This window comes from Mesorhizobium argentiipisi (SeqCode), from assembly GCF_037179585.1.
In the GTDB taxonomy this organism is placed as follows: domain Bacteria; phylum Pseudomonadota; class Alphaproteobacteria; order Rhizobiales; family Rhizobiaceae; genus Mesorhizobium; species Mesorhizobium argentiipisi.
On record NZ_JAPYKO010000029.1, the window covers coordinates 49,524 to 67,996 of the forward strand.

General features: G+C 64.4%; 20 protein-coding genes. 15 read left to right on the forward strand and 5 right to left on the reverse strand.

What is annotated here, in order from left to right; translation table 11 throughout:
- Positions 1–38: 38 nt before the first annotated feature.
- Complete coding sequence (locus tag O7A05_RS28240; protein ID WP_337096366.1) at positions 39–779, reverse strand: sulfotransferase family protein; 741 nt, start codon at positions 777–779, stop codon at positions 39–41.
- 276 nt (positions 780–1,055) lie between these two features.
- On the opposite strand from O7A05_RS28240, the gene O7A05_RS28245 reads away from it, so the two are divergent.
- Positions 1,056–2,225 carry an aminotransferase-like domain-containing protein gene (locus tag O7A05_RS28245; RefSeq protein WP_337096391.1) on the forward strand — a complete coding sequence of 390 codons (1,170 nt, stop codon included), beginning with the start codon at positions 1,056–1,058 and terminating at the stop codon, positions 2,223–2,225.
- 419 nt (positions 2,226–2,644) lie between these two features.
- Entirely contained in the window at positions 2,645–3,190 is a 546-nt protein-coding gene (locus O7A05_RS28250) for a YbhB/YbcL family Raf kinase inhibitor-like protein (RefSeq protein ID WP_337096367.1), read from the forward strand.
- A gap of 43 nt (positions 3,191–3,233) precedes the next feature.
- On the opposite strand, the gene yghU is transcribed toward O7A05_RS28250, so the two are convergent.
- Positions 3,234–4,103 (reverse strand): glutathione-dependent disulfide-bond oxidoreductase, encoded by an 870-nt coding sequence (gene yghU / locus O7A05_RS28255; protein ID WP_337096369.1) that lies wholly within the window; start codon positions 4,101–4,103, stop codon positions 3,234–3,236.
- A 202-nt stretch (positions 4,104–4,305) separates the two neighbouring features.
- Between yghU and O7A05_RS28260 the strand changes: the two genes are divergently transcribed.
- Together O7A05_RS28260 and O7A05_RS28265 are read left to right on the forward strand one after the other, a co-directional pair.
- The gene (locus O7A05_RS28260) at positions 4,306–5,208 is read left to right on the forward strand and encodes a S1C family serine protease (RefSeq protein ID WP_337096370.1); all 903 of its coding nucleotides are present in this window, start codon (positions 4,306–4,308) and stop codon (positions 5,206–5,208) included.
- Between the two features lie 13 nt (positions 5,209–5,221).
- A complete protein-coding gene (locus O7A05_RS28265) occupies positions 5,222–6,172 on the forward strand; it encodes a LysR family transcriptional regulator (protein WP_337096371.1) in 951 nt (316 codons plus the stop codon).
- Here O7A05_RS28265 and O7A05_RS28270 read toward each other — a convergent pair.
- Positions 6,123–6,851 (reverse strand): SDR family oxidoreductase, encoded by a 729-nt coding sequence (locus tag O7A05_RS28270; protein WP_337096372.1) that lies wholly within the window; start codon positions 6,849–6,851, stop codon positions 6,123–6,125. The genes O7A05_RS28265 and O7A05_RS28270 overlap by 50 nt on opposite strands.
- 180 nt (positions 6,852–7,031) lie before the next feature.
- Here O7A05_RS28270 and O7A05_RS28275 point away from each other — a divergent pair, with 180 nt between their 5' ends.
- Entirely contained in the window at positions 7,032–7,628 is a 597-nt protein-coding gene (locus O7A05_RS28275; RefSeq protein WP_337096373.1) for a YdeI/OmpD-associated family protein, read from the forward strand.
- Positions 7,629–7,784: 156 nt separating this feature from the next.
- Here the strand turns inward: O7A05_RS28275 and O7A05_RS28280 are convergent, their stop codons facing one another.
- Positions 7,785–8,105 carry a hypothetical protein gene (locus O7A05_RS28280; RefSeq protein ID WP_337096374.1) on the reverse strand — a complete coding sequence of 107 codons (321 nt, stop codon included), beginning with the start codon at positions 8,103–8,105 and terminating at the stop codon, positions 7,785–7,787.
- 352 nt (positions 8,106–8,457) lie between these two features.
- On the opposite strand from O7A05_RS28280, the gene O7A05_RS28285 reads away from it, so the two are divergent.
- The 8 genes from O7A05_RS28285 to O7A05_RS28320 all read left to right on the forward strand — a co-directional run bounded on the left by O7A05_RS28285 (position 8,458) and on the right by O7A05_RS28320 (position 14,792).
- Positions 8,458–9,165, forward strand: a complete 708-nt coding sequence (locus O7A05_RS28285; protein ID WP_337096376.1) for an SDR family NAD(P)-dependent oxidoreductase — start codon at positions 8,458–8,460, stop codon at positions 9,163–9,165.
- 74 nt (positions 9,166–9,239) lie between these two features.
- Complete coding sequence (locus O7A05_RS28290; RefSeq protein WP_337096378.1) at positions 9,240–9,536, forward strand: type II toxin-antitoxin system HigB family toxin; 297 nt, start codon at positions 9,240–9,242, stop codon at positions 9,534–9,536.
- On the forward strand, positions 9,536–9,952 hold the full coding sequence (locus O7A05_RS28295) for a helix-turn-helix domain-containing protein (protein WP_337096379.1): 417 nt from the start codon (positions 9,536–9,538) through the stop codon (positions 9,950–9,952). Before O7A05_RS28290 ends, O7A05_RS28295 begins: the two co-directional genes overlap by 1 nt.
- A gap of 269 nt (positions 9,953–10,221) precedes the next feature.
- Positions 10,222–11,430 carry an ABC transporter substrate-binding protein gene (locus O7A05_RS28300; RefSeq protein WP_337096381.1) on the forward strand — a complete coding sequence of 403 codons (1,209 nt, stop codon included), beginning with the start codon at positions 10,222–10,224 and terminating at the stop codon, positions 11,428–11,430.
- Entirely contained in the window at positions 11,427–12,227 is an 801-nt protein-coding gene (locus O7A05_RS28305; RefSeq protein ID WP_337096382.1) for an ABC transporter ATP-binding protein, read from the forward strand. Before O7A05_RS28300 ends, O7A05_RS28305 begins: the two co-directional genes overlap by 4 nt.
- Positions 12,220–12,924, forward strand: coding sequence for an ABC transporter ATP-binding protein (locus O7A05_RS28310; RefSeq protein ID WP_337096383.1), 705 nt, complete (start codon positions 12,220–12,222; stop codon positions 12,922–12,924). Before O7A05_RS28305 ends, O7A05_RS28310 begins: the two co-directional genes overlap by 8 nt.
- 7 nt (positions 12,925–12,931) lie before the next feature.
- The gene (locus O7A05_RS28315; RefSeq protein WP_337096384.1) at positions 12,932–13,819 is read left to right on the forward strand and encodes a branched-chain amino acid ABC transporter permease; all 888 of its coding nucleotides are present in this window, start codon (positions 12,932–12,934) and stop codon (positions 13,817–13,819) included.
- A 1-nt stretch (position 13,820) separates the two neighbouring features.
- Positions 13,821–14,792, forward strand: a complete 972-nt coding sequence (locus tag O7A05_RS28320; protein ID WP_337096386.1) for a branched-chain amino acid ABC transporter permease — start codon at positions 13,821–13,823, stop codon at positions 14,790–14,792.
- A 245-nt stretch (positions 14,793–15,037) separates the two neighbouring features.
- Here the strand turns inward: O7A05_RS28320 and O7A05_RS28325 are convergent, their stop codons facing one another.
- On the reverse strand, positions 15,038–15,511 hold the full coding sequence (locus O7A05_RS28325) for an Lrp/AsnC family transcriptional regulator (RefSeq protein ID WP_337096387.1): 474 nt from the start codon (positions 15,509–15,511) through the stop codon (positions 15,038–15,040).
- A 106-nt stretch (positions 15,512–15,617) separates the two neighbouring features.
- On the opposite strand from O7A05_RS28325, the gene O7A05_RS28330 reads away from it, so the two are divergent.
- Positions 15,618–16,820, forward strand: a complete 1,203-nt coding sequence (locus O7A05_RS28330) for a diaminopropionate ammonia-lyase (RefSeq protein ID WP_337096388.1) — start codon at positions 15,618–15,620, stop codon at positions 16,818–16,820.
- 240 nt (positions 16,821–17,060) lie between these two features.
- Positions 17,061–18,257 (forward strand): diaminopropionate ammonia-lyase, encoded by a 1,197-nt coding sequence (locus O7A05_RS28335; RefSeq protein WP_337096389.1) that lies wholly within the window; start codon positions 17,061–17,063, stop codon positions 18,255–18,257.
- Positions 18,258–18,473 lie beyond the last annotated feature (216 nt).

Consider the following 18,473-nt stretch of genomic DNA (forward strand, 5'->3'; position numbering starts at 1 on the left):
GGCATCGGCGGTCGTGGTGGCTTAATGGATACCGTCCGCTACCCCAGCCACCACCACAAGCCGCCAGCCGCCAGCGCGATCAGCACCGCGACACCGGCAAGCATCAGATAGGACCCCATGATCATCCCGTTGATGATCTTTTTGATGCTGGCGCGGTCGTTGAGGTTGGGGAACGGTTCGTTGGGCATCGCGACGCCAAGGAAATTGCAGAGCGGCGGCCAGCCGTCGCTGACCTTGAAGACAAGCAGCTTCTCAGGCGGCACCGCCGCCTTCACCTCGTCGACATAGGCGTTGTAGCGCGCCACCGCTTTGTCGCGGTCGTTCATCACGCCCTTCAGCGTTCGGCCCCAGACCAGCTTGCGCGACATGTCGCCGAACTTGCGGCCGAACGGCGTCAGCCATTCCAGCACCCTGAACTGCCAGACATTCTCGGTGAAGTAGATCGTGTCGATGGTGCTGTCGTACCAGGCTTCGGCGCCGCGCGGATGCAGGGTCAGAAGCACCTTGGCTTCCGGATAGGCGGCCATCAGCTCGCGCCATACGCAGCAGCCCGGATTGTCGACGGTCGCCCGATAATTGGCGAAGACCCGGTTCCAGTCATGCTGCGCGCCGGGCGGGCTGTTCGCCACCTTGCGCCAGAAGTCGAGATGGCCCTTGTTGGCCTTGTTGATGATGACTTCCTGCATGTGGTAGCTCGGAAAGCCGAGCCTGTTCAGCGCGGCGAAAGTCGACCACGTGCCGGTGCGGCCAAAGCCGGCCCCGATGACCTCGAGCGTCATACGCGTTCCCCCATTTGCTCCGGATTGATTTTCTATCAACTTCCAGTTTCTGGTCATAATCGTGCGCTGGCCTTGCCGAGCGTGCAATGGCTTTTCATTAGCATTTGCGAAAATCTGTGGGCCAAATGTTGCCTGGACGATGAGCCATGACCGTTTTGTGTATTCACGCGAAAGGCCAGGCCTGATAATAGGTCAACTAAGCTGACCTAAATAGAAGCACGCTGCGGGAGGTGCGTCTTGACCCTGTTGAACCTTCTGGCCTCGCGTTCCTCGCGCATGAAGGCTTCGGAAATCCGCGAGCTGTTGAAGCTGCTCGACCAGCCCGACATCATCTCCTTCGCCGGCGGCATTCCCGACCCGTCGCTGTTTCCGGCCGAAGCCATCGGCGATGCCTACCAGGCCGTGCTGGGCGGCAAGGAGGCGGGCGCCGCGCTGCAGTACCAGGTCAGCGAGGGTTTCCTGCCGCTGCGCAAATGGCTGGCCGCCTATATGGGCAAGCTTGGCGTTCAATGCGACGAGGGCAACATCTTCATCACCTCCGGCTCGCAGCAGGCGCTCGACTATCTCGGCAAGCTCTTTTTGTCCCCCGGCGACACTGCGCTGGTGACATGGCCGACCTATCTCGGCGCGCTGCAGGCCTTCAACGCCTATGAGCCGCGCTACGACCGGCTGAACACCGCCGGCGGCAACATGACGCCCGAGGCTTATCGCGCGGCAACGGCGGCAAATGGCGGCAAGGTGAAGTTCGCCTATCTGGTGCCGGATTTCGCCAACCCGACCGGCAATACGCTGGATGCCAAGCAGCGCGAGGCGGTGCTCGACCTCGCCGGCGAGCTCGACATCGCCGTCATCGAGGATGCCGCCTACCGCGCGCTGCGCTATGACGGCGAGGGCGAACCGCCGATCCTGGCGCTCGACTGCGCCCGCGCCGGCGGCATCGATCGTGCACGCACGCTCTATTGCGGGTCTTTCTCGAAGATCCTGTCGCCCGGCATGCGCGTCGGCTGGATCTGCGCGCCGCGCCATGTGGTGGAGAAACTGGTGCTGATGAAGCAGGCCTCCGACCTGCACAGCCCCTCGATCAACCAGATGGTCATGCACCGCGTTGCCGAAACCATCTTCGACGCCCAGGTGGACAAGCTGATCGGTGCGTACCGCAAGCGCCGCGATGCGCTGCTTTCCGCGCTCGAAGCCGACATGCCCGACGGCATTTCCTGGAGCCGCCCGGACGGCGGCATGTTCGTCTGGCTGACGCTGCCGGAAGGCACGGACGCCACCGGGCTCCTCGCGCGTTCGGTCAAGGAGGCGCGCGTCGCCTTCGTGCCGGGCAACGCCTTCTACGCCGACGGCACCGGCCGCAACACGCTGCGCATGTCGTTCACGCTTGCCGACGACCGTGCGGTGAACGAAGGCGTGCCGAGACTGGCAAAGCTGCTGCAGGGTTAATCTCCCCTTGAGGGGGAGATGTCGCCGGACGCGACAGAGGGGGTCGCCGCGCATCGAGCGCCGACGCCTTTCCGCAAAGGTGAGGAGGTTGGCGCTCTATGTGAGACGACCCCTCTGGCCTGCCGGCCATCTCCCCTCAAGAGGGGAGATCAGCAGCCGCTGTCACCGTCCACTCGCGCAGGCGTGATTGGTAGTGCGCAGGCGTGATTGTCCGCGCGGCCGATTCCTCAGCTAGTGTCGCGACCGATCCAACACCCCCTGGATCGACCGATCGTGGGGTCCCACCTCCATGGTCCGAACGAAAGAGCCCCGACGGCCTCCACCGGCGGGGCTTTTTTTGTTGCTCAGGCAGGCCGCCGCGCTAGCTTGCCTTTTTCGGGCCGCTTTGCGGCTACGCTGCGTCATTCAGGGAGGATCAGATGACCTTGCGCCTCGGCTTCACCATGCTTGCCCTCGTCGCCTTCGCCACCCAGGCGTCCGCCTTCGAGATCTCCAGCCCCTCCGTGTCGAACGGCAAATGGGATGCGAAATATCTCGGCGACAAGCCCGGCTGCGGCGGACAGAACGTCTCGATCGCGCTTGCCTGGAAGGATCCGCCGGCCGGAACGAAAAGCTACGCTTTGACCATGTTCGACACCGATGCCAATGGCGGCAAGGGTTTCTGGCACTGGCTGGTCTGGAACATCCCGGCGAGCGCCAAGGGACTGCGCGAAGGCGCCGGCGCGCAAAGTGGCAAGCGCATGCCCAAAGGCTCCGAGCAGGGCAAAGGCGGCATCGGCCGCGCCGGCTATTTCGGCCCGTGCCCCCCGCCCGGCAGCGGCAACCATCACTATGTGTTCACGCTCTATGCACTGGGTGAAAAGACATTGCGCATACCGGCCAACCCCTTGCCGGAGATGATCTCGGTCGCCGCCAAAAGCTCTGCGCTCGGCCAAGCGACCGTGACGTACACATATGGGAGGTAGCGGGCTGGCGACAGCCATCTCCCGCACAGGGAGGGAGATTACCTCACTCCGCTGCCTGCAGCTTATCTTGCGTCTTCGTCTCGAAGTCGCTGGCATCGTGGCGCTCGCGCAGTTGGAAGGCCGGATCACCGGACATACGGTTGACCATGCGCCCGCGGGTCACAGCGGGCCTAGCGTCGATCGCGTCTGCCCAGCGCTGCACGTTCTTGTATTCGTGCACCGAGAGGAACTCCGCCGAGTTGGTGTAGCTGCGGCCCTTGGCGAGCCCGCCATACCAGGGCCAAACCGCAATGTCGGCGATCGTATAGTCGGGGCCGGCGAGATATTCGCTCTCCGCCAGCCTGCGGTCGAGCACATCCATCTGCCGCTTGGTCTCCATGGCGAAGCGGTCGATCGCATATTCGATCTTGTGCGGCGCATAGGCATAGAAATGCCCGAAGCCGCCGCCGAGATAGGGCGCCGAGCCCATCTGCCAGAACAGCCATGAGAAGGTTTCCGCGCGCGCCGCGCGCTCGGTCGGCAGGAATTCGCCGAATTTCTCGGCAAGATAGGTGAGAATCGAGCCGGACTCGAACACGCGCACCGGCTTCGGCTCGCTATAGTCCATCAGCGCCGGGATTTTCGAATTCGGATTGACCTTGACGAATCCGCTGCCGAACTGGTCGCCGTCACCGATCTTGATCAGCCAGGCATCGTATTCCGCCCCCTTGTGACCGAGCGCCAGAAGCTCCTCCAGCATGATCGTCACCTTCTGGCCGTTGGGCGTGGCCAGCGAGTAGAGCTGCAGCGGGTGCTTGCCGACCGGCAGTTCTTTCTCATGCGTCGGGCCTGCGATCGGCCGGTTGATCGAAGCGAACTCGCCGCCATTTGGCTTGTTCCAGGTCCAGACTTTCGGCGGGATATATTCGTCCATATGCGGAGGCCTTTTGGTTTCGGAGGGCTGTGACGCCTGCTGATGGCGATAGACTTAGGTGCGGTTCCGCGCGCGTCAAAGAAAAAAGTTCAATCTTCGTTGAACTAGCGCTTGTGCCAGCCCGGCAAGGGGGAAATCCGCCCTTGCACGGCGCTCCTTCGGCCATACTTATAGGCAAAGACCCGCAATGCAGGATGGATCGATGACCATCGAGAAAATTTCGCGCTCCGTCGTTGCCGTGCGCGCCATGGTGCCGGACGACGCCTTCACCGCCAATGCGCTTGGTACGCGCCGCGAGGGCAGCGGCGTGGTGATCCGCGACAATGGGCTTGTGCTCACCATCGGCTATCTCATCACCGAGGCCGAGGAAGTGTGGCTGACCGACCAGGACGGCCGCGTGGTCGCGGCACATGCGCTGGCCTATGACCAGGAGACCGGCTTCGGCCTCGTCCAGGCGCTGGCGCCGCTCGGCCTGCCGGCGGTCCAGTTCGGCAGCGCCAGGAAGGCCAATATCGGCGATGCCGTGACGTTGGCCGACGGCATCGGCCAGCAGGTCGACGCCCACATCGTCACCAAGCAGGAATTCGCCGGCTATTGGGAATACCTGATCGACGAAGCGATCTTCACGGCGCCCGCGCATCCCTCCTGGGGCGGTGCCGCGCTGTTCGACCACGACGGCAAGCTGCTCGGCGTCGGCTCGCTGCGCCTGCAGATGAGCCGGGCCGGCGAGGTGGCCGACATCAACATGGTCGTGCCGATCGATCTCTTGACGCCGATCCTCGACGATCTCGTCAAGCGCGGCCAGGCGGCGAAGGCGCCGCGCCCGTGGCTCGGCGCCTTCTCGGCCGAGTCGAACGGCATGGTGGTGGTGATGAGCGTGGCCGAAGGCGGCCCCGCGGCAAAGGCTGGTCTGCGTCAAGGCGACATCATCTCCGACGTGCGCGACGGCGAGGTCGACGGTCTTGCCGATTTCTACAGAAAACTCTGGCAGAACCCGGCCGGCTCGGAAATCCCGCTGCGCGTCGTCCGCGACGGCCGCGAGACTTGGCTGCGCGTCAAATCGGCCGACCGCAATTCCTTCCTGAAGAAGCCGCAACTGCAGTAGCCCTGAAGCGCCGATGCATCCCAGGCTGCTGAACACCTTCCTGGCGGTCGCGCGCACTCGCAACGTCACGCGCGCGGCGCGCGAGGTCAATCTCGCGCAGTCGAGCGTCAGCGACCAGATCCAAGCGCTGGAAACCGAGCTTGGCGCCAGCCTCTTCACCCGATCGCGACAGGGGCTCACCCTGACGCCGGCGGGCGAGGCGCTGAAACCTTATGCCGAGGACTTGCTGGCGCTTGCCGACGAGGCCCGCGCCGCCATTGATGCCACCAGCGCCGAGGCGGCCGGCAGCCTGTCGATCGGCGCGCTGGAGACGATCGCTGCGGCAAGACTGGCGCCATGGCTCGCTGGTTTTCGCGCCGATCATCCCGGCATCGACATCAAGCTCCGGATCGCTGGCAGCGGCGAGTTGCTGCGCCGGCTGGGCGACGGCGAGGTCGACGTCGCTTTCTGCTTTGAGCGGCCCCCCGAGCTTGAAGATGCCGGTGTGCCGGACCGCTTTGCCAGACGCGTTGTGGCGGCCGAGCCGCTGGCGCTGATCGCGCCGCCCCGCGACAACCGCGCGGATGTCGATCTGGCGGCGCTGGCCGAGAAGCAGTTCGTTGCCACCGAGACCGGCTGCGTCTACCGCGCCATGGTCGACAAGGCATTCGCCGAGGCAGGGTTGGGCAGGCCAAGACTGGCCGCCGAGGCCGGCAGCATCGACGCCATCGCCGGGCTGGTGGCGGCAGGCGCCGGTTTTGGCCTCGTGCCGCGGCTGGCGGTCGCCGCCGCGATCGATCGCGGCGAGGTGGCCGAGCTTGCCTGGCCCGGCTCGCCCCGCTCGTCCAACATCGTTATGATCTGGCGCCGCCGCCGCGTCCAGCCGCCGGCGCTGAAGGCTCTGCTCACCGCTATAAGAGAGGGCTTCACGCCGATCACACCAGCCGGTGCCCGCCCTCCACATGTATCGTCTCTCCCGTCGTGAAGCCGTTGCCGATCAGGAAGCGGATTGCGTCCGCAATGTCCTCCGGCCGTCCGACCCGCCCAGCGGGCAGGCGCTCCGCCATGGCGGCCAGGGTCTGCGCCTTCCTGTCGCCCGCGACGAACTCCCAGATCGGCGTGTCGACCCAACCCGGCGAGACGGCGTTGACCCGGATCGGCGCCAACTCGACGGCCAGCGCACGCACAAGCCCTTCCAGCGCCGCATTGACGGCGGCAACGACCGCGCCGCGTGCCGCCGGCCGGTAGGCGGCAATGCCCGAGACGAAGGTGAGGGAGCCGCTCGGCGGCAGTTTTGGCGCGCCATGCTTGGCGAGAAGCAACGGTCCGTAGAACTTGCTTTCCACCACCTTTTGTGCGGCTGAAAGCTTGATCTCGGGCAACAGCCGGTAGGCGCCTTCGATGTCGGCCGCCGTGCTGACGATATGGTCGAGCCTGCTGATGCGCTCGAAAAGCGCTGCGACCTCATCCTCGCGGCCGATGTCGACCACAGCCGTCTCGAGCGTGTCCCCGCGGCCGAGCTCTTCCCGCGCCGCGCTCAGCTTCGCTTGCCCACGCCCAGCGATGATGACGTGCGCGCCTTCCTCGAGGCATCGGCTGGCGAGCGCGAGCCCCATGCCCGAGCTGCCGCCGACGACCAGGATTCTTTGCTTCTCCATGTCCATGCCTTTCCTTTGCATGGAGGAGGTGTGGCAGACCCTGGCGCGAAGCGTAAACGGAAGAAATCGATGGCGCCATCGGAAACTCCGATGGCATGTACCGCCTGCTGACAGAAACTGGCACCAGCGGTCGCTACAACCGCCGCGAAATCGTCCACATTGATATACGATGAACAAGAGGTGATTATGGCCCCGATCCAGGTCGATCCGAACAAGGTGCGCGAGTTCCCCGATGCGGAGAGCTTCTATGCGTGGCTGGCCGACAATCATGCCAGCGAAAGCGAAGTCTGGATCAAGATCCACAAGGTCGGTTCGGGGCTGCCATCGATCACGCCGAAGGAGGCGATCGACGTCGTGCTTTGCTTCGGCTGGATCGACGCGGTGCGCAAGTCGCTCGACGAGAAGAGTTTTCTGCAGCGTTACACCCCGCGCGGCAAAAAGAGCATCTGGAGCAAGATCAACATTGACAATGTGGCGCGCCTGATCGAGGCGGGCCGCATGACGAAGCATGGCCTCGATCAGGTCGAGGCGGCCAAGGCCGACGGTCGCTGGGACCGCGCCTATGGCGGATCGAAGGAGATGACCATCCCGCCCGACCTGCAGGCCGCGATCGATGCCGAGCCGAAGGCGAAAGCGATGCTGGACAAGCTTTCGGCGCAGAACCGCTTCGCGCTCGCCTTCCGGACCCACAACATGAAGACCGAGGCAGGGCGCAAGAAGAAGATCGCCGATCTGGTGGCGATGCTGAAGCGCGGCGAGACGATCCACCCGCAGAAGAAGTAAGGCGCGATCCCAAAATGGTTGCCGGTTTGCCCGACTAAGACCGCAAACAAAAACGCCGCCCGGAAAGGAGGGCGGCGTTTTCGGGAAGCTATGATCCTGAACCCTTGGCAAGCGGTCCCGGATCATCCGGTCATGAAGGTCGAAACGCGTCAGGCCTCATGCGGCCTTCTTCGCAACATGCTTCTTCACATGGTGCTTGCGCGCGTGATGCTTCCTCATGTGGTGCCGGGTGTGCTTCCGCATATGATGCTTGCGGCCGTGATGGCGGCGATGATGCTTCCTGAGCTTCTTGTGCGGGCCATTGGCGCCGGCCTTCGCCGTCTCGTTAGCGGCCGGGGCAGCCGTGGTCGCGGCGGGAGCAGTGGTGCTCGTCGCCGGAGCGGCGGTCGTCGTGGTGGTGGTCTGGGCGTTGGCGGCGGGCACCGCGAAAGCGAGAGCGACGGCGAGGCCGAGTGCGGAAAGAAGGGTCTTTTTCATAATCGGCATTCCTTGGTTAGGATCAATGTCTGTTGTCGCGCGCCGTAGTGGTCGGCTGCTCCGGGTACCGTTATGACACCGGCTCTTTTCGCGAGTTTTTCCCGCCTGTTGAATCTTGTTTCCCGATTGTGTCTGGCGCTTTCCCATTGCGGAATGGGATGGCCGCTTCGTAAGCGCGGGCCGCAACGGTCAACTGGCGATCAAGCACCGCTTGCGATTAAGGCGGCCGCGCATCCGGCTGGGGCAGGCCTTTCATGAGCCCAATCGCACGATGCGTGCGAATTCCGCGCCCTAATCATTCGGTCCGATCGATGTCATCTTGCTGCCGACATACTGAACAGGAGCAGGAGCAATGACCACCAACACAGATCATTCCGGCCAGGTGGCGCTCGTCACCGGCGGCAATCGCGGCATCGGCCTGGAGACGGCGCGCCAGCTTGCGGGACTCGGCTTCACGGTGCTCATCGGCGTGCGTGACCTTGCCAAGGGCGAGGCGGCGGCAAGGAAGCTTGGCGGCGCCGTCGAAGCCATCGCGCTGGATGTCGGCGCGCCCGAAGCAGCCGCGCGCGCCGCGGCCGAGGTCAAGAGCCGGTTCGGCCGGCTCGACGTTTTGGTCAACAACGCCGCCATCCATTACGATCCTTCGGCGCGGGCGCTCCATCCCGACTGGACGGTCATCCGCGAGGCCTTCGAGACCAATGTCTTCGGCGCCTGGCGTGTCGCTGCCGCCTTCGCGCCGCTGCTTGGCGCTTCCGGCCACGGCCGGTTGGTCAACGTCTCGTCGGAAGGCGGCTCGCTCGCTTCGATGGGTGCCGGCGCGCCTGCCTATTCGACCAGCAAGGCGACACTCAACGCGCTGACCGGCATCCTGGCGGCTGAGCTGCGCGGTGCAGGCGTCCTGGTCAATTCGATCTGTCCCGGTTGGGTCGCGACCGACATGGGCGGCCCAGGCGGCCGTCCCGTCGCGCAAGGCGCCGCCGGCATCGTCTGGGCCGCGACCTTGCCCGACGACGGTCCGACCGGCGGCTTTTTTCGTGACGGCAAGCCGCTATCCTGGTGAGCCGACGAGATGGATATTTCCCAATTTGGGTAAATTCCTCTTGTTCCCAGTTTGGGAAATGGCTATATGGGTGCATGCAGATCGTCAGCAGGAAAACGCTCGTCACCTTCTGGACGAAGCACCCGCAATCCAAAGTGCCGCTGACGGCCTGGTTCAATGCTTCGAGCAAGGTCGAGTGGAAGGGACCGGCTGATATCAAGGAACAGTTCGGCGCAAACGTCGATTTCGTAGCCGATAACCGTGTGGTGTTCGACATTGCGGGCAATAAGTACCGGCTGATTGTGCATGTCAGCTACACGTTCAAGCGGGTGCTCATCAAATTCGTCGGCACCCACGCCGAGTACGACAAGATAGACGCGGAGAAGGTGTGATGGACAACATCCGACCGATTAAGACTGAAGCCGATTACGATTGGGCGATTGCGGAGATCACTCGCTATTTTGACAAGGAGCCCGTTCCCGGCACGCCTGACGCTGACCGTTTCGATGTTCTTGCTGAGCTTATCGAAGCATACGAGGCAAAACACTACCCTATCGCGGAAACCGACCCGGTGGACGCGATCACTGCTCATATGGAGATGGCCAATCTCAGCAGGCACGCGCTGGTAAAGCTGCTCGGATCAGCGTCGCGCGCATCTGAGATTCTAGCCCGCAAGCGGGCGCTGACGATGGACATGGCTTTCAAGCTCAATCGTGAGTGGCATATCCCTGCAGAGGTCCTGATCGTCCCTTACCACTTGGCCGATCAGGGCAACAAAAAGGATAAAAAGGCCGCCGCTCGCGCTTGACCCTCCCGGGCGTCTCACCACCGCGTGGCCGCCTCTCGATCCATCCATCTGCCATGCTACGAAAATAGCATTCTCGGCTCGCGAAAGGTGGTGCTAGGCTCGCGCACGTGCACCCAAGGCACGCCGCGGCCCAGCCCGCAAACCAGAAGGCCCGCAAGAGGAGGAGCGGCAGAGCGGGATCGGGCCCCGATCCAAAATCCGGACGGAACTGTTGAACCATTGCGAGGCCGCCGCGTTTCCCGTGGTTGGCCACCAGGGAGGAACCACCAGTGAAAGCATCCTGTCTCGTCTCGGCCGCGCTTCTTGCGGCATCCGCAATGCCGGCGGCGGCCGGCGAAATCTCCGACGGCAAGGTCAAGATCGGCATCCTCAACGACCAGTCGGGCGTCTATGCCGATTTCGGCGGCAAGTGGTCGGTCGAGGCCGCCAAGATGGCGGTCGAGGACTTCGGCGGCAAGGTGCAGGGCGCGCCGATCGAGATCGTCAGCGCCGACCATCAGAACAAGCCCGACATTGCCTCCAACATCGCGCGCCAGTGGTACGACACCGAGCAGGTCGACGCGATCATGGAGCTTACGACATCCTCCGTGGCTTTGGCCGTCCAGGGGCTTTCCAAGGAAAAGAAGAAGATCGACATCGTCACCGGCGCGGCCGCTACCGACCTCACCGGTAAGCAGTGCTCGCCCTACGGCTTCCACTGGGCCTATGACACGCACTCCCAAGCGGTCGGCACCGGCGGCCAGCTGGTCAAGCAGGGCGGCGACAGCTGGTATTTCATCACCGTCGACTATGCCTTCGGCTATTCGCTGAAGGACCAGACCGCCAAGCTGGTTGAGGCGAGCGGCGGCAAGGTGCTGGGCGAAGTGCGCTATCCGCTCGGCTCCACCGACTATTCCTCCTTCCTGCTCCAGGCGCAGTCCTCCGGCGCCAAGATCGTCGGGCTCGCCAATGCCGGCCTCGATACCTCGAACTCGATCAAGCAGGCAGCGGAGTTCGGCATCGTCGCCGGCGGCCAGCGGCTGGCGGCACTTCTCTTCACCCTCGCTGAAGTGCATGGGCTGGGCCTTCAGGCGGCGCAGGGCGTGGTGCTGACCGAAGGCTTCTACTGGGACCGCGACGACAAGAGTCGTGAATTCGCCCAGCGCTTCTTCAAGCTCACCAACCGCATGCCGAACATGATCCAGGCCGGCACCTATTCGGCGGTGACGCAGTATCTCAAGGCCATCGACAAGGCCGGCACCGACGGGACCGAGGCGGTGGCCAAGGAGCTGCATGAGATGCCGGTCAACGACGTCTTCACCGCCAACGGCAAGGTGCAGGCCGACGGCTCGATGGTGCACGATATGTATCTCTACCAAGTCAAGAAGCCGGAAGAGTCGAAGAAGGACTGGGACTATTACACCTATCTGGCGACTATTCCGGGCGACAAGGCCTTCATGAAGGCCGAGGACAGCGGCTGCCCGCTCGTCGCCAAGTGACGCTCGACACCGCCACTGCTGTCCGTCGGGGCAGCACGGAAGAGACGCCGCGGGTGGTGCTTTCCGCCCGCGGTCTGCGGCGCGACTTCGCCGGCTTCGTCGCGGTGAAGGATGTCGACCTCGACGTCCATCACGCCAAGATCCATGCGCTGATCGGCCCGAACGGCGCCGGCAAGACGACCGTTTTCAACCTGCTGACCAAGTTCCTGCAGCCGACCAGCGGCAGGATCGAACTGCTCGGCTCCGACATCACCCGCACGCCGCCGGCCAAAGTGGCGCGCATGGGCCTCGTGCGCTCCTTCCAGATATCGGCGATCTTTCCGCACCTCTCCGTGCTCGACAATGTGCGCGTGGCGCTGCAGCGTCCAAGCGGGCTCGGCTACCAGTTCTGGCGCCCGGTCTCGGCGCTGGACCAGCTCACGCCCAGGGCGCGCGAATTGCTAGCCATCGTCGGCCTTGACGACGTGGCGCATCGTCTCGCCGGCGATCTCTCCTATGGCAGGAAGCGCGTGCTGGAGATCGCGACCACATTGGCGCTCGATCCGAAAGTGCTTCTGCTCGACGAGCCGATGGCCGGCATGGGGCATGAGGATGTCGGCATGATCTCGGGCATCATCCGCTCGCTGGCCAAGGACCGCGCCGTACTGATGGTCGAGCACAACCTCACCGTCGTCGCCGATCTCTGCGATTGGATCACCGTCATGCAGCGCGGCCAGGTGTTGGCGGCCGGCGACTACGCCACCGTCAGCCAGGACGAGCGCGTGCGCGTCGCCTATATGGGGACCGAACATGAGTGAGCCGTTGCTTGCCGTGCGCGATCTCCACGCCTGGTACGGCGAGGGCCATGCGCTACAAGGCGTCGACCTCGATGTGATGCGCGGTGAGACCGTGACGCTGCTTGGCCGCAACGGCGTCGGCAAGACCACCACATTGCGCGCCATCATGGGGCTGATCCGCAAGCGCACCGGCTCCGTCACCTTCAACGGCAACGACCTTATCCGCCTGCCGCTGCACCGCGTCGCCCATCAGGGCATCGGCTTCGTGCCGGAGGAGCGCGGCATCTTCGCGACCCTCACCGTCGACGAGAACCTCATCCTGCCGCCGGTCGTGGCCAAGGGCGGCATGAGCGTGGAAGAAATCTTCGCCCTCTTCCCCAACCTCAAGGAGCGCCGCAACAGCCAGGGCACGAAACTGTCCGGCGGCGAACAACAGATGCTGGCCATCGCTCGCATCCTGCGCACCGGCGTTGAGATGCTGCTGCTCGACGAGCCGACCGAAGGCCTGGCGCCGGTCATTGTCCAGCGCATCGGCGAATTGCTGGCGACGCTGAAGAAACGCGGCATGACCATCCTTCTGGTCGAGCAGAATTTCCGCTTCGCCGCCCGCATCGCCGACCGCTTCTACCTGATGGACCATGGCAAGGTGGTGGAAGGTTTTGCCGTCGGCCAGCTGTCCGCGCACACCGACAAGCTGCACGAGGTACTGGGGGTATGATGGCGCCATGACCATGATCTTCGGCATCCCCATCCAGGCGCTTCTCGGTCAGCTCCTCGTCGGTCTGATCAATGGCTCTTTCTATGCCATGCTGAGCCTCGGTCTCGCCGTCATCTTCGGCCTTTTGCGCATCATCAATTTCGCCCATGGCGCGCTCTATATGCTGGGCGCTTTCATTGGCTATCTGCTGCTGGTGCATTTGGGCATCGGCTATTGGCCGGCGCTGGTTCTGGTGCCGCTTATCGTCGGCCTGTTCGGCATGGCGGTCGAGCGCCTGGCCCTGTCGCATCTCTACCGCCTCGATCCGCTCTACGGCCTGCTCTTCACCTTCGGCCTCGCTTTGGTCATCGAGGGCGTGTTCCGCTATTATTACGGCGTCTCCGGCAATCCCTATGCCGTGCCGACGCTGCTTGCCGGCGGCACCAATCTCGGCTTCATGTTCCTGCCCAACTATCGCGGCTGGGTGGTGGCGGCTTCGCTGATCGTCTGCATCGGGACCTGGCTCCTGATCGAGAAGACCAGGCTCGGCTCCTACCTGCGCGCCGCCACCGAAAACCCGGAACTGGTTCAGGCCTTCGGCGTCAACGTGCCGCTTCTGCTGACGCTCACCTACGGGCTGGGCGCGGCCCTTGCGGGGCTCGCAGGCATTCTCGCCGCTCCTGTCTACCAGGTCAGCCCGCTGATGGGCTCGGACATCATCATCGTCGTCTTCGCCGTCGTCGTGGTCGGCGGCATGGGCTCGATCCTCGGCGCCATCGTCACCGGCTATATGCTCGGCCTCGCCGAGGGCCTGACCAAGGTTTTCTACCCCGAGGCCTCGAACCTCGTGGTCTTCGTCATCATGGCGATTGTCCTTTTGCTCAGGCCCGCCGGCCTGTTCGGAAGGGACGCGTAAGATGAGCGAGGCGACCCTTCACGCAGAACGCGCCGCCGCCTCCGTGAGGCTCGAACGGGCGCTGGTGGTGCTGGGCATCCTGGCGCTGATCGCCGCGCCCTTCGTCATCTATCCGATCTTCGTCATGAAGATGCTGTGCTTCGCGCTGTTCGCCTGCGCCTTCAACCTTTTGCTTGGCTACACGGGGCTGTTGTCCTTCGGCCACGCCGCCTTCTTCGGCGGTGCCGCCTATTTCTGCGCCTACGCCGTGAAGGCCTGGGGCTGGCCGCCGGAGCCCGCCATCCTGCTCGGCACCGCGGGTGCAGCGCTGATGGGCCTCATCATGGGCTTCCTCGCCATCCGCCGCCAGGGCATCTATTTCTCGATGATCACGCTCGCGTTGGCGCAGATGTTCTATTTCTTCTGCGTGCAGGCGCCCTTCACCGAGGGCGAGGACGGCATCCAGGGCGTGCCGCGCGGGCATCTCTTCGGCGTCGTCGATCTCGGCGTCACCATGAACATGTATTTCTTCGTGCTTGCCGTCTTCCTGATCGGCGTCTTCGCCGTCTGGCGCATCGTCAACTCGCCTTTCGGCATGATCCTGCGTTCGATCCGGGAGAACGAGAATCGCGCCATTTCGCTCGGCTATTCTGTCGGCCGCTACAAGCTGGCCGCCTTCGTCATGTCGGCGGCGCTTGCCGGCCTTGCAGGCGCTACCAAGGCGATCGTCTTCCAGTTCGCGACACTCACCGACGTCACCTGGCAGATGTCGGGTGAGGTGATCCTGATGACGCTGCTTGGCGGCATCGGCACTATGGTAGGCCCGGTTGTGGGCGCCGGCCTGGTGGTCGGCCTGGAGAATACGCTGGCCACCTCCGGCTTCCCGGTGACGATCGCCACCGGCCTGATTTTCATGATCTGCGTGCTGATCTTCCGCCGCGGGATTGTGGGGGAAATGTATGCGCGATGGCTGGGGCGAGCGCGGGACGGGTGAGTTTTGCAGGGCCTCTCAACTTCGTCATCCACGGGCGGAGCGGGAGCGAAGCGGACGCGTAGACCCGAGGATGCATGCCGTGATATCCGCCAAAGAATACAGCGATGGAAGAATAGCGTCCCGGAGCAGCCGCCGCTAATCGAGTTCTGCATCGTCGCAATGGGTCGAAGTAACGGCATAGATTCTAGAGTCTGCGCGCGTCGCTTCGCTCCTGCTCCGCCCTAGAAGGACGAGGGCTAGGAGCCTCACCCAACCGGCACCTCCAGCCCCACCTTCACCCGGTCCATCGCGACGAACGTGCGAAACCTTTTGACGTTGTTGTTCTCGAAGAACAGCCGCCTGGTCAGCGCCTCGTAGTCGGCCATCGTCGCCACGGTAACGACGAGGATGAAATCGGCCTCGCCGGTGACGTAGTAGCATTGCTGCACTTCGGGCACCGCGGCAAAGCCGCGCTTGGCGGCGTCGATCAGGTCGGCGCGCTCGCTCTCCACCTCGACCTCGACGAATATGGTGATCGGGTGGCCGACCTTGGCCGGATCGACCAGCGCGACATTGGCGCGGATGACACCCGTCTCCTCCATGCGCTTGATCCGCCGCTGCACCGCCGGCGCCGAGAGGTTCACCTTTTCGCCGATGGCGCGTTGCGCCGTGGCGTTGTCCTTCTGCAGGATAGCGAGGATCGCGCGGTCGAAGGCGTCGAGGTCGGGCGAAAGGGACATGGCAGTATTCCAAACGAAACAAACTTGCATTTTTACCGGCAAAACAGAGCGCCTTTCTCACTCGGCCTGCAATAAATTTCGGTCATCAAGACGGAGAAAGCCGACCATGTTCCTGCTCAATCGCCACTCGGACCATCGCCAGCCGCTGACCGAGGAGGACGCCGCGACGCTTGGGCTCGCCGGCGCCGGGGAGGCCGAGCGCTTCCTTGCCGCGCGCGACAACCATGCCGAGACGCCGCTGCACGCCCTGCCGGCGCTGGCGGCCGAGCTCGGCATCGGCGCGCTGCACGTCAAGGACGAGGGCAAGCGCCTCGGCCTCGGCAGCTTCAAGGCGTTGGGCGGCGCCTATGCCGTCATGCGTCTGGTGCTGGAGGAGGCAGGCAGGCAACTCGGCCGCGCCGTCGCGGTCGAGGACCTGCACAAGCCTGAGGTGAAGGCGATCGCCGCTCAGATGACCTTCGCCTGCGCCACCGACGGCAACCATGGACGCTCGGTGGCGCAGGGCGCCGGCCTTGTCGGCGCGCGCTCGGTCATCTTCGTCCACTCGGGCGTCAGCAACGAACGCGTGGCGGCCATCGCCCGCTTCGGCGCCGAGATGATGCGCGTCGCCGGCGATTACGACCAGTCGGTCAGGGAAGCCGCCCGCGTCGCCGCCGAGCGCGGCTGGACCGTCGTCTCCGACACGTCCTGGCCGGGCTACGAACGCATCCCGGGGCTGGTCATGCAGGGCTACACCGTGATCGTGGGTGAAGCGCTGAAGCGCTTGCCTGAGCCGCCCACCCACGTCTTCCTGCAGGCCGGCGTCGGTGGCTTCGCCGCGGCGGTGGCCGGCCATCTCACCATTGCGCTCGGCGAAGCGCGGCCGACCGTGACAGTGGTCGAGCCGAAGCGGGCGGCCTGCGTCTATGAGACGGCCAAAGCCGGACATCCGGTCACGATCGCGCACAGCAAGCCGACCGTCATGGCGATGCTCGAATGCTACGAACCGTCGCTGGTCGCCTGGCGCGTTCTGTCGCGGATCGGCGATGCCTTCATGACCGTGGACGAGGAAGATGCAGTCGCCGTGATGAACCGCATGGCGCGGCCTTCGGGCAATGACCCGGCGATCGTCTCCGGCGAGAGCGGCGGGGCAGGGCTCGCCGGGCTGATCCGCGCCGCTCGCGACAAGAAAATGCGGGCGGCGCTCGGCCTAGACGGGAACTCCCGCGCGCTGATTATCAATTCCGAGGGCGCGACGGATCCCGGCCGCTATGCCGAGCTCGTCGGCATGGCGCCAGATGAAGTCCCAAACGCAAGGCTGCCGGCATGAGCAATCTGACGATCAACGCCGACCGGCTTCTAGATCGCATCGACGAGGAACGCAGATGGGCGTGCCGCCGGGGCGAAATACCACCAAAAATAGTCATGTTGGCCGTATCGGGTCGTCCCGACGCGAACATCCGGCGACATCCAATCGAAACAAACTTCAATCACTAGCCAATTAAAGCGTCCAAAATCGTGCCCGAATCGCGCCCGCCAGCAGAGTTCAGTGCCTCGCAGGAAGACTAGCATGCTGCTTCTCAACCAACGTCCAGAACACAACCAGCCGTTGGTTGCCGCCGATGCCGAGTCGCTCGGCATCGCGGGAGGCGAGCGGGCCGAGCGTTACCTCAAAGCGCGCCACAACCATGCCGAGACGCCGCTGCACGCCTTGCCGGCGTTGGCCGGCGAGCTCGGCATCGCGGCGCTTCACGTCAAGGATGAAGGCCAGCGTCTTGGCCTTGGCAGCTTCAAGGCGCTGGGCGGCGCCTATGCCGTCATGCGGCTGGTGCTGGAGGAGGCGGGCAAGCGCTTCGGGCGCGATGTCGATATCGACGAGATCAACGATCCCAAGCTGCGCGCCATCGCCGCTCAGATGACATTCTGCTGCGCAACCGATGGCAACCATGGCCGTTCGGTGGCGCAGGGGGCCGACCTCGTCGGCGCGCGTTCGGTGATCTACGTCCATGCTGGCGTAAGCCGCGAGCGTGTCGCGGCCATCGCCCGCTTCGGCGCCGAGATTGTCGAGGTCGAGGGCGGCTATGACCGTGCGGTGCGCGAAGTCGCCCGCGTCGGTGCCGAGCGCGGCTGGAAGATCATCTCCAACACGTCCTGGCTGGGCTACGAGCGCGTCCCCGGGCTGGTCATGCAAGGCTATACGGTGATCGTGCGCGAGACGCTGCGGCGCATGACCGAGCCACCAACGCATGTCTTCCTTCAAGCCGGCGTCGGCGGCTTCGCGGCGGCGATCGCCGGCCACATGGCGGTCATGCTCGCCGAACGGCGGCCGACGGCCGTGGTGGTCGAGCCGCGGCGCTCGGCTTGCGTCTACGCTTCGGCTGAGGCCGGACGTCCCGCAACGATCGCAAATCAGCAGCCGAGCGTGATGACGATGCTCGAATGCGCCGAGCCATCTTTGGTCGCCTGGCGCGTGCTGGCGCGCGTCGGCGATGCCTTCATGATGGTAGATGAAGAGGACGCGGTCGCAGTGATGAAGCGGCTGGCGCGGCCCTTGGGCAGCGATCCGGCGATCGTCTCCGGCGAAAGCGGCGGGGCAGGCCTAGCCGGGCTGGTCCGCGCCGCAGGCGACAGGCATATGCGCGCGGCGCTCGGCCTCGATACGCATGCGCGCGTACTCGTCATCAACTCGGAGGGGGCGACCGACCATGGCCGCTTTGCCGAGCTGGTCGGGATGGCGCCGGAAGAGGTGTTCCTGCAGACTGCCTGAGGGCAATCCAGGAAAAGTTGCGGCGGTAGTGCGAAGAAGGTTGGCGGTGGCCTCGTGATGCCGTCATCCTCGGGCTCGACCCGAGGATCCCTGTGTGTTGGTTCTGGTGTATGGTTGAAGTGGGAAGGAGACCGAGTGGATCCTGGTCGTCCTTTCGGACAGGCCGTGGCATGGCCCGGTCCCTTCCCACCGGTGAACCATCAACCTGAACAGTTG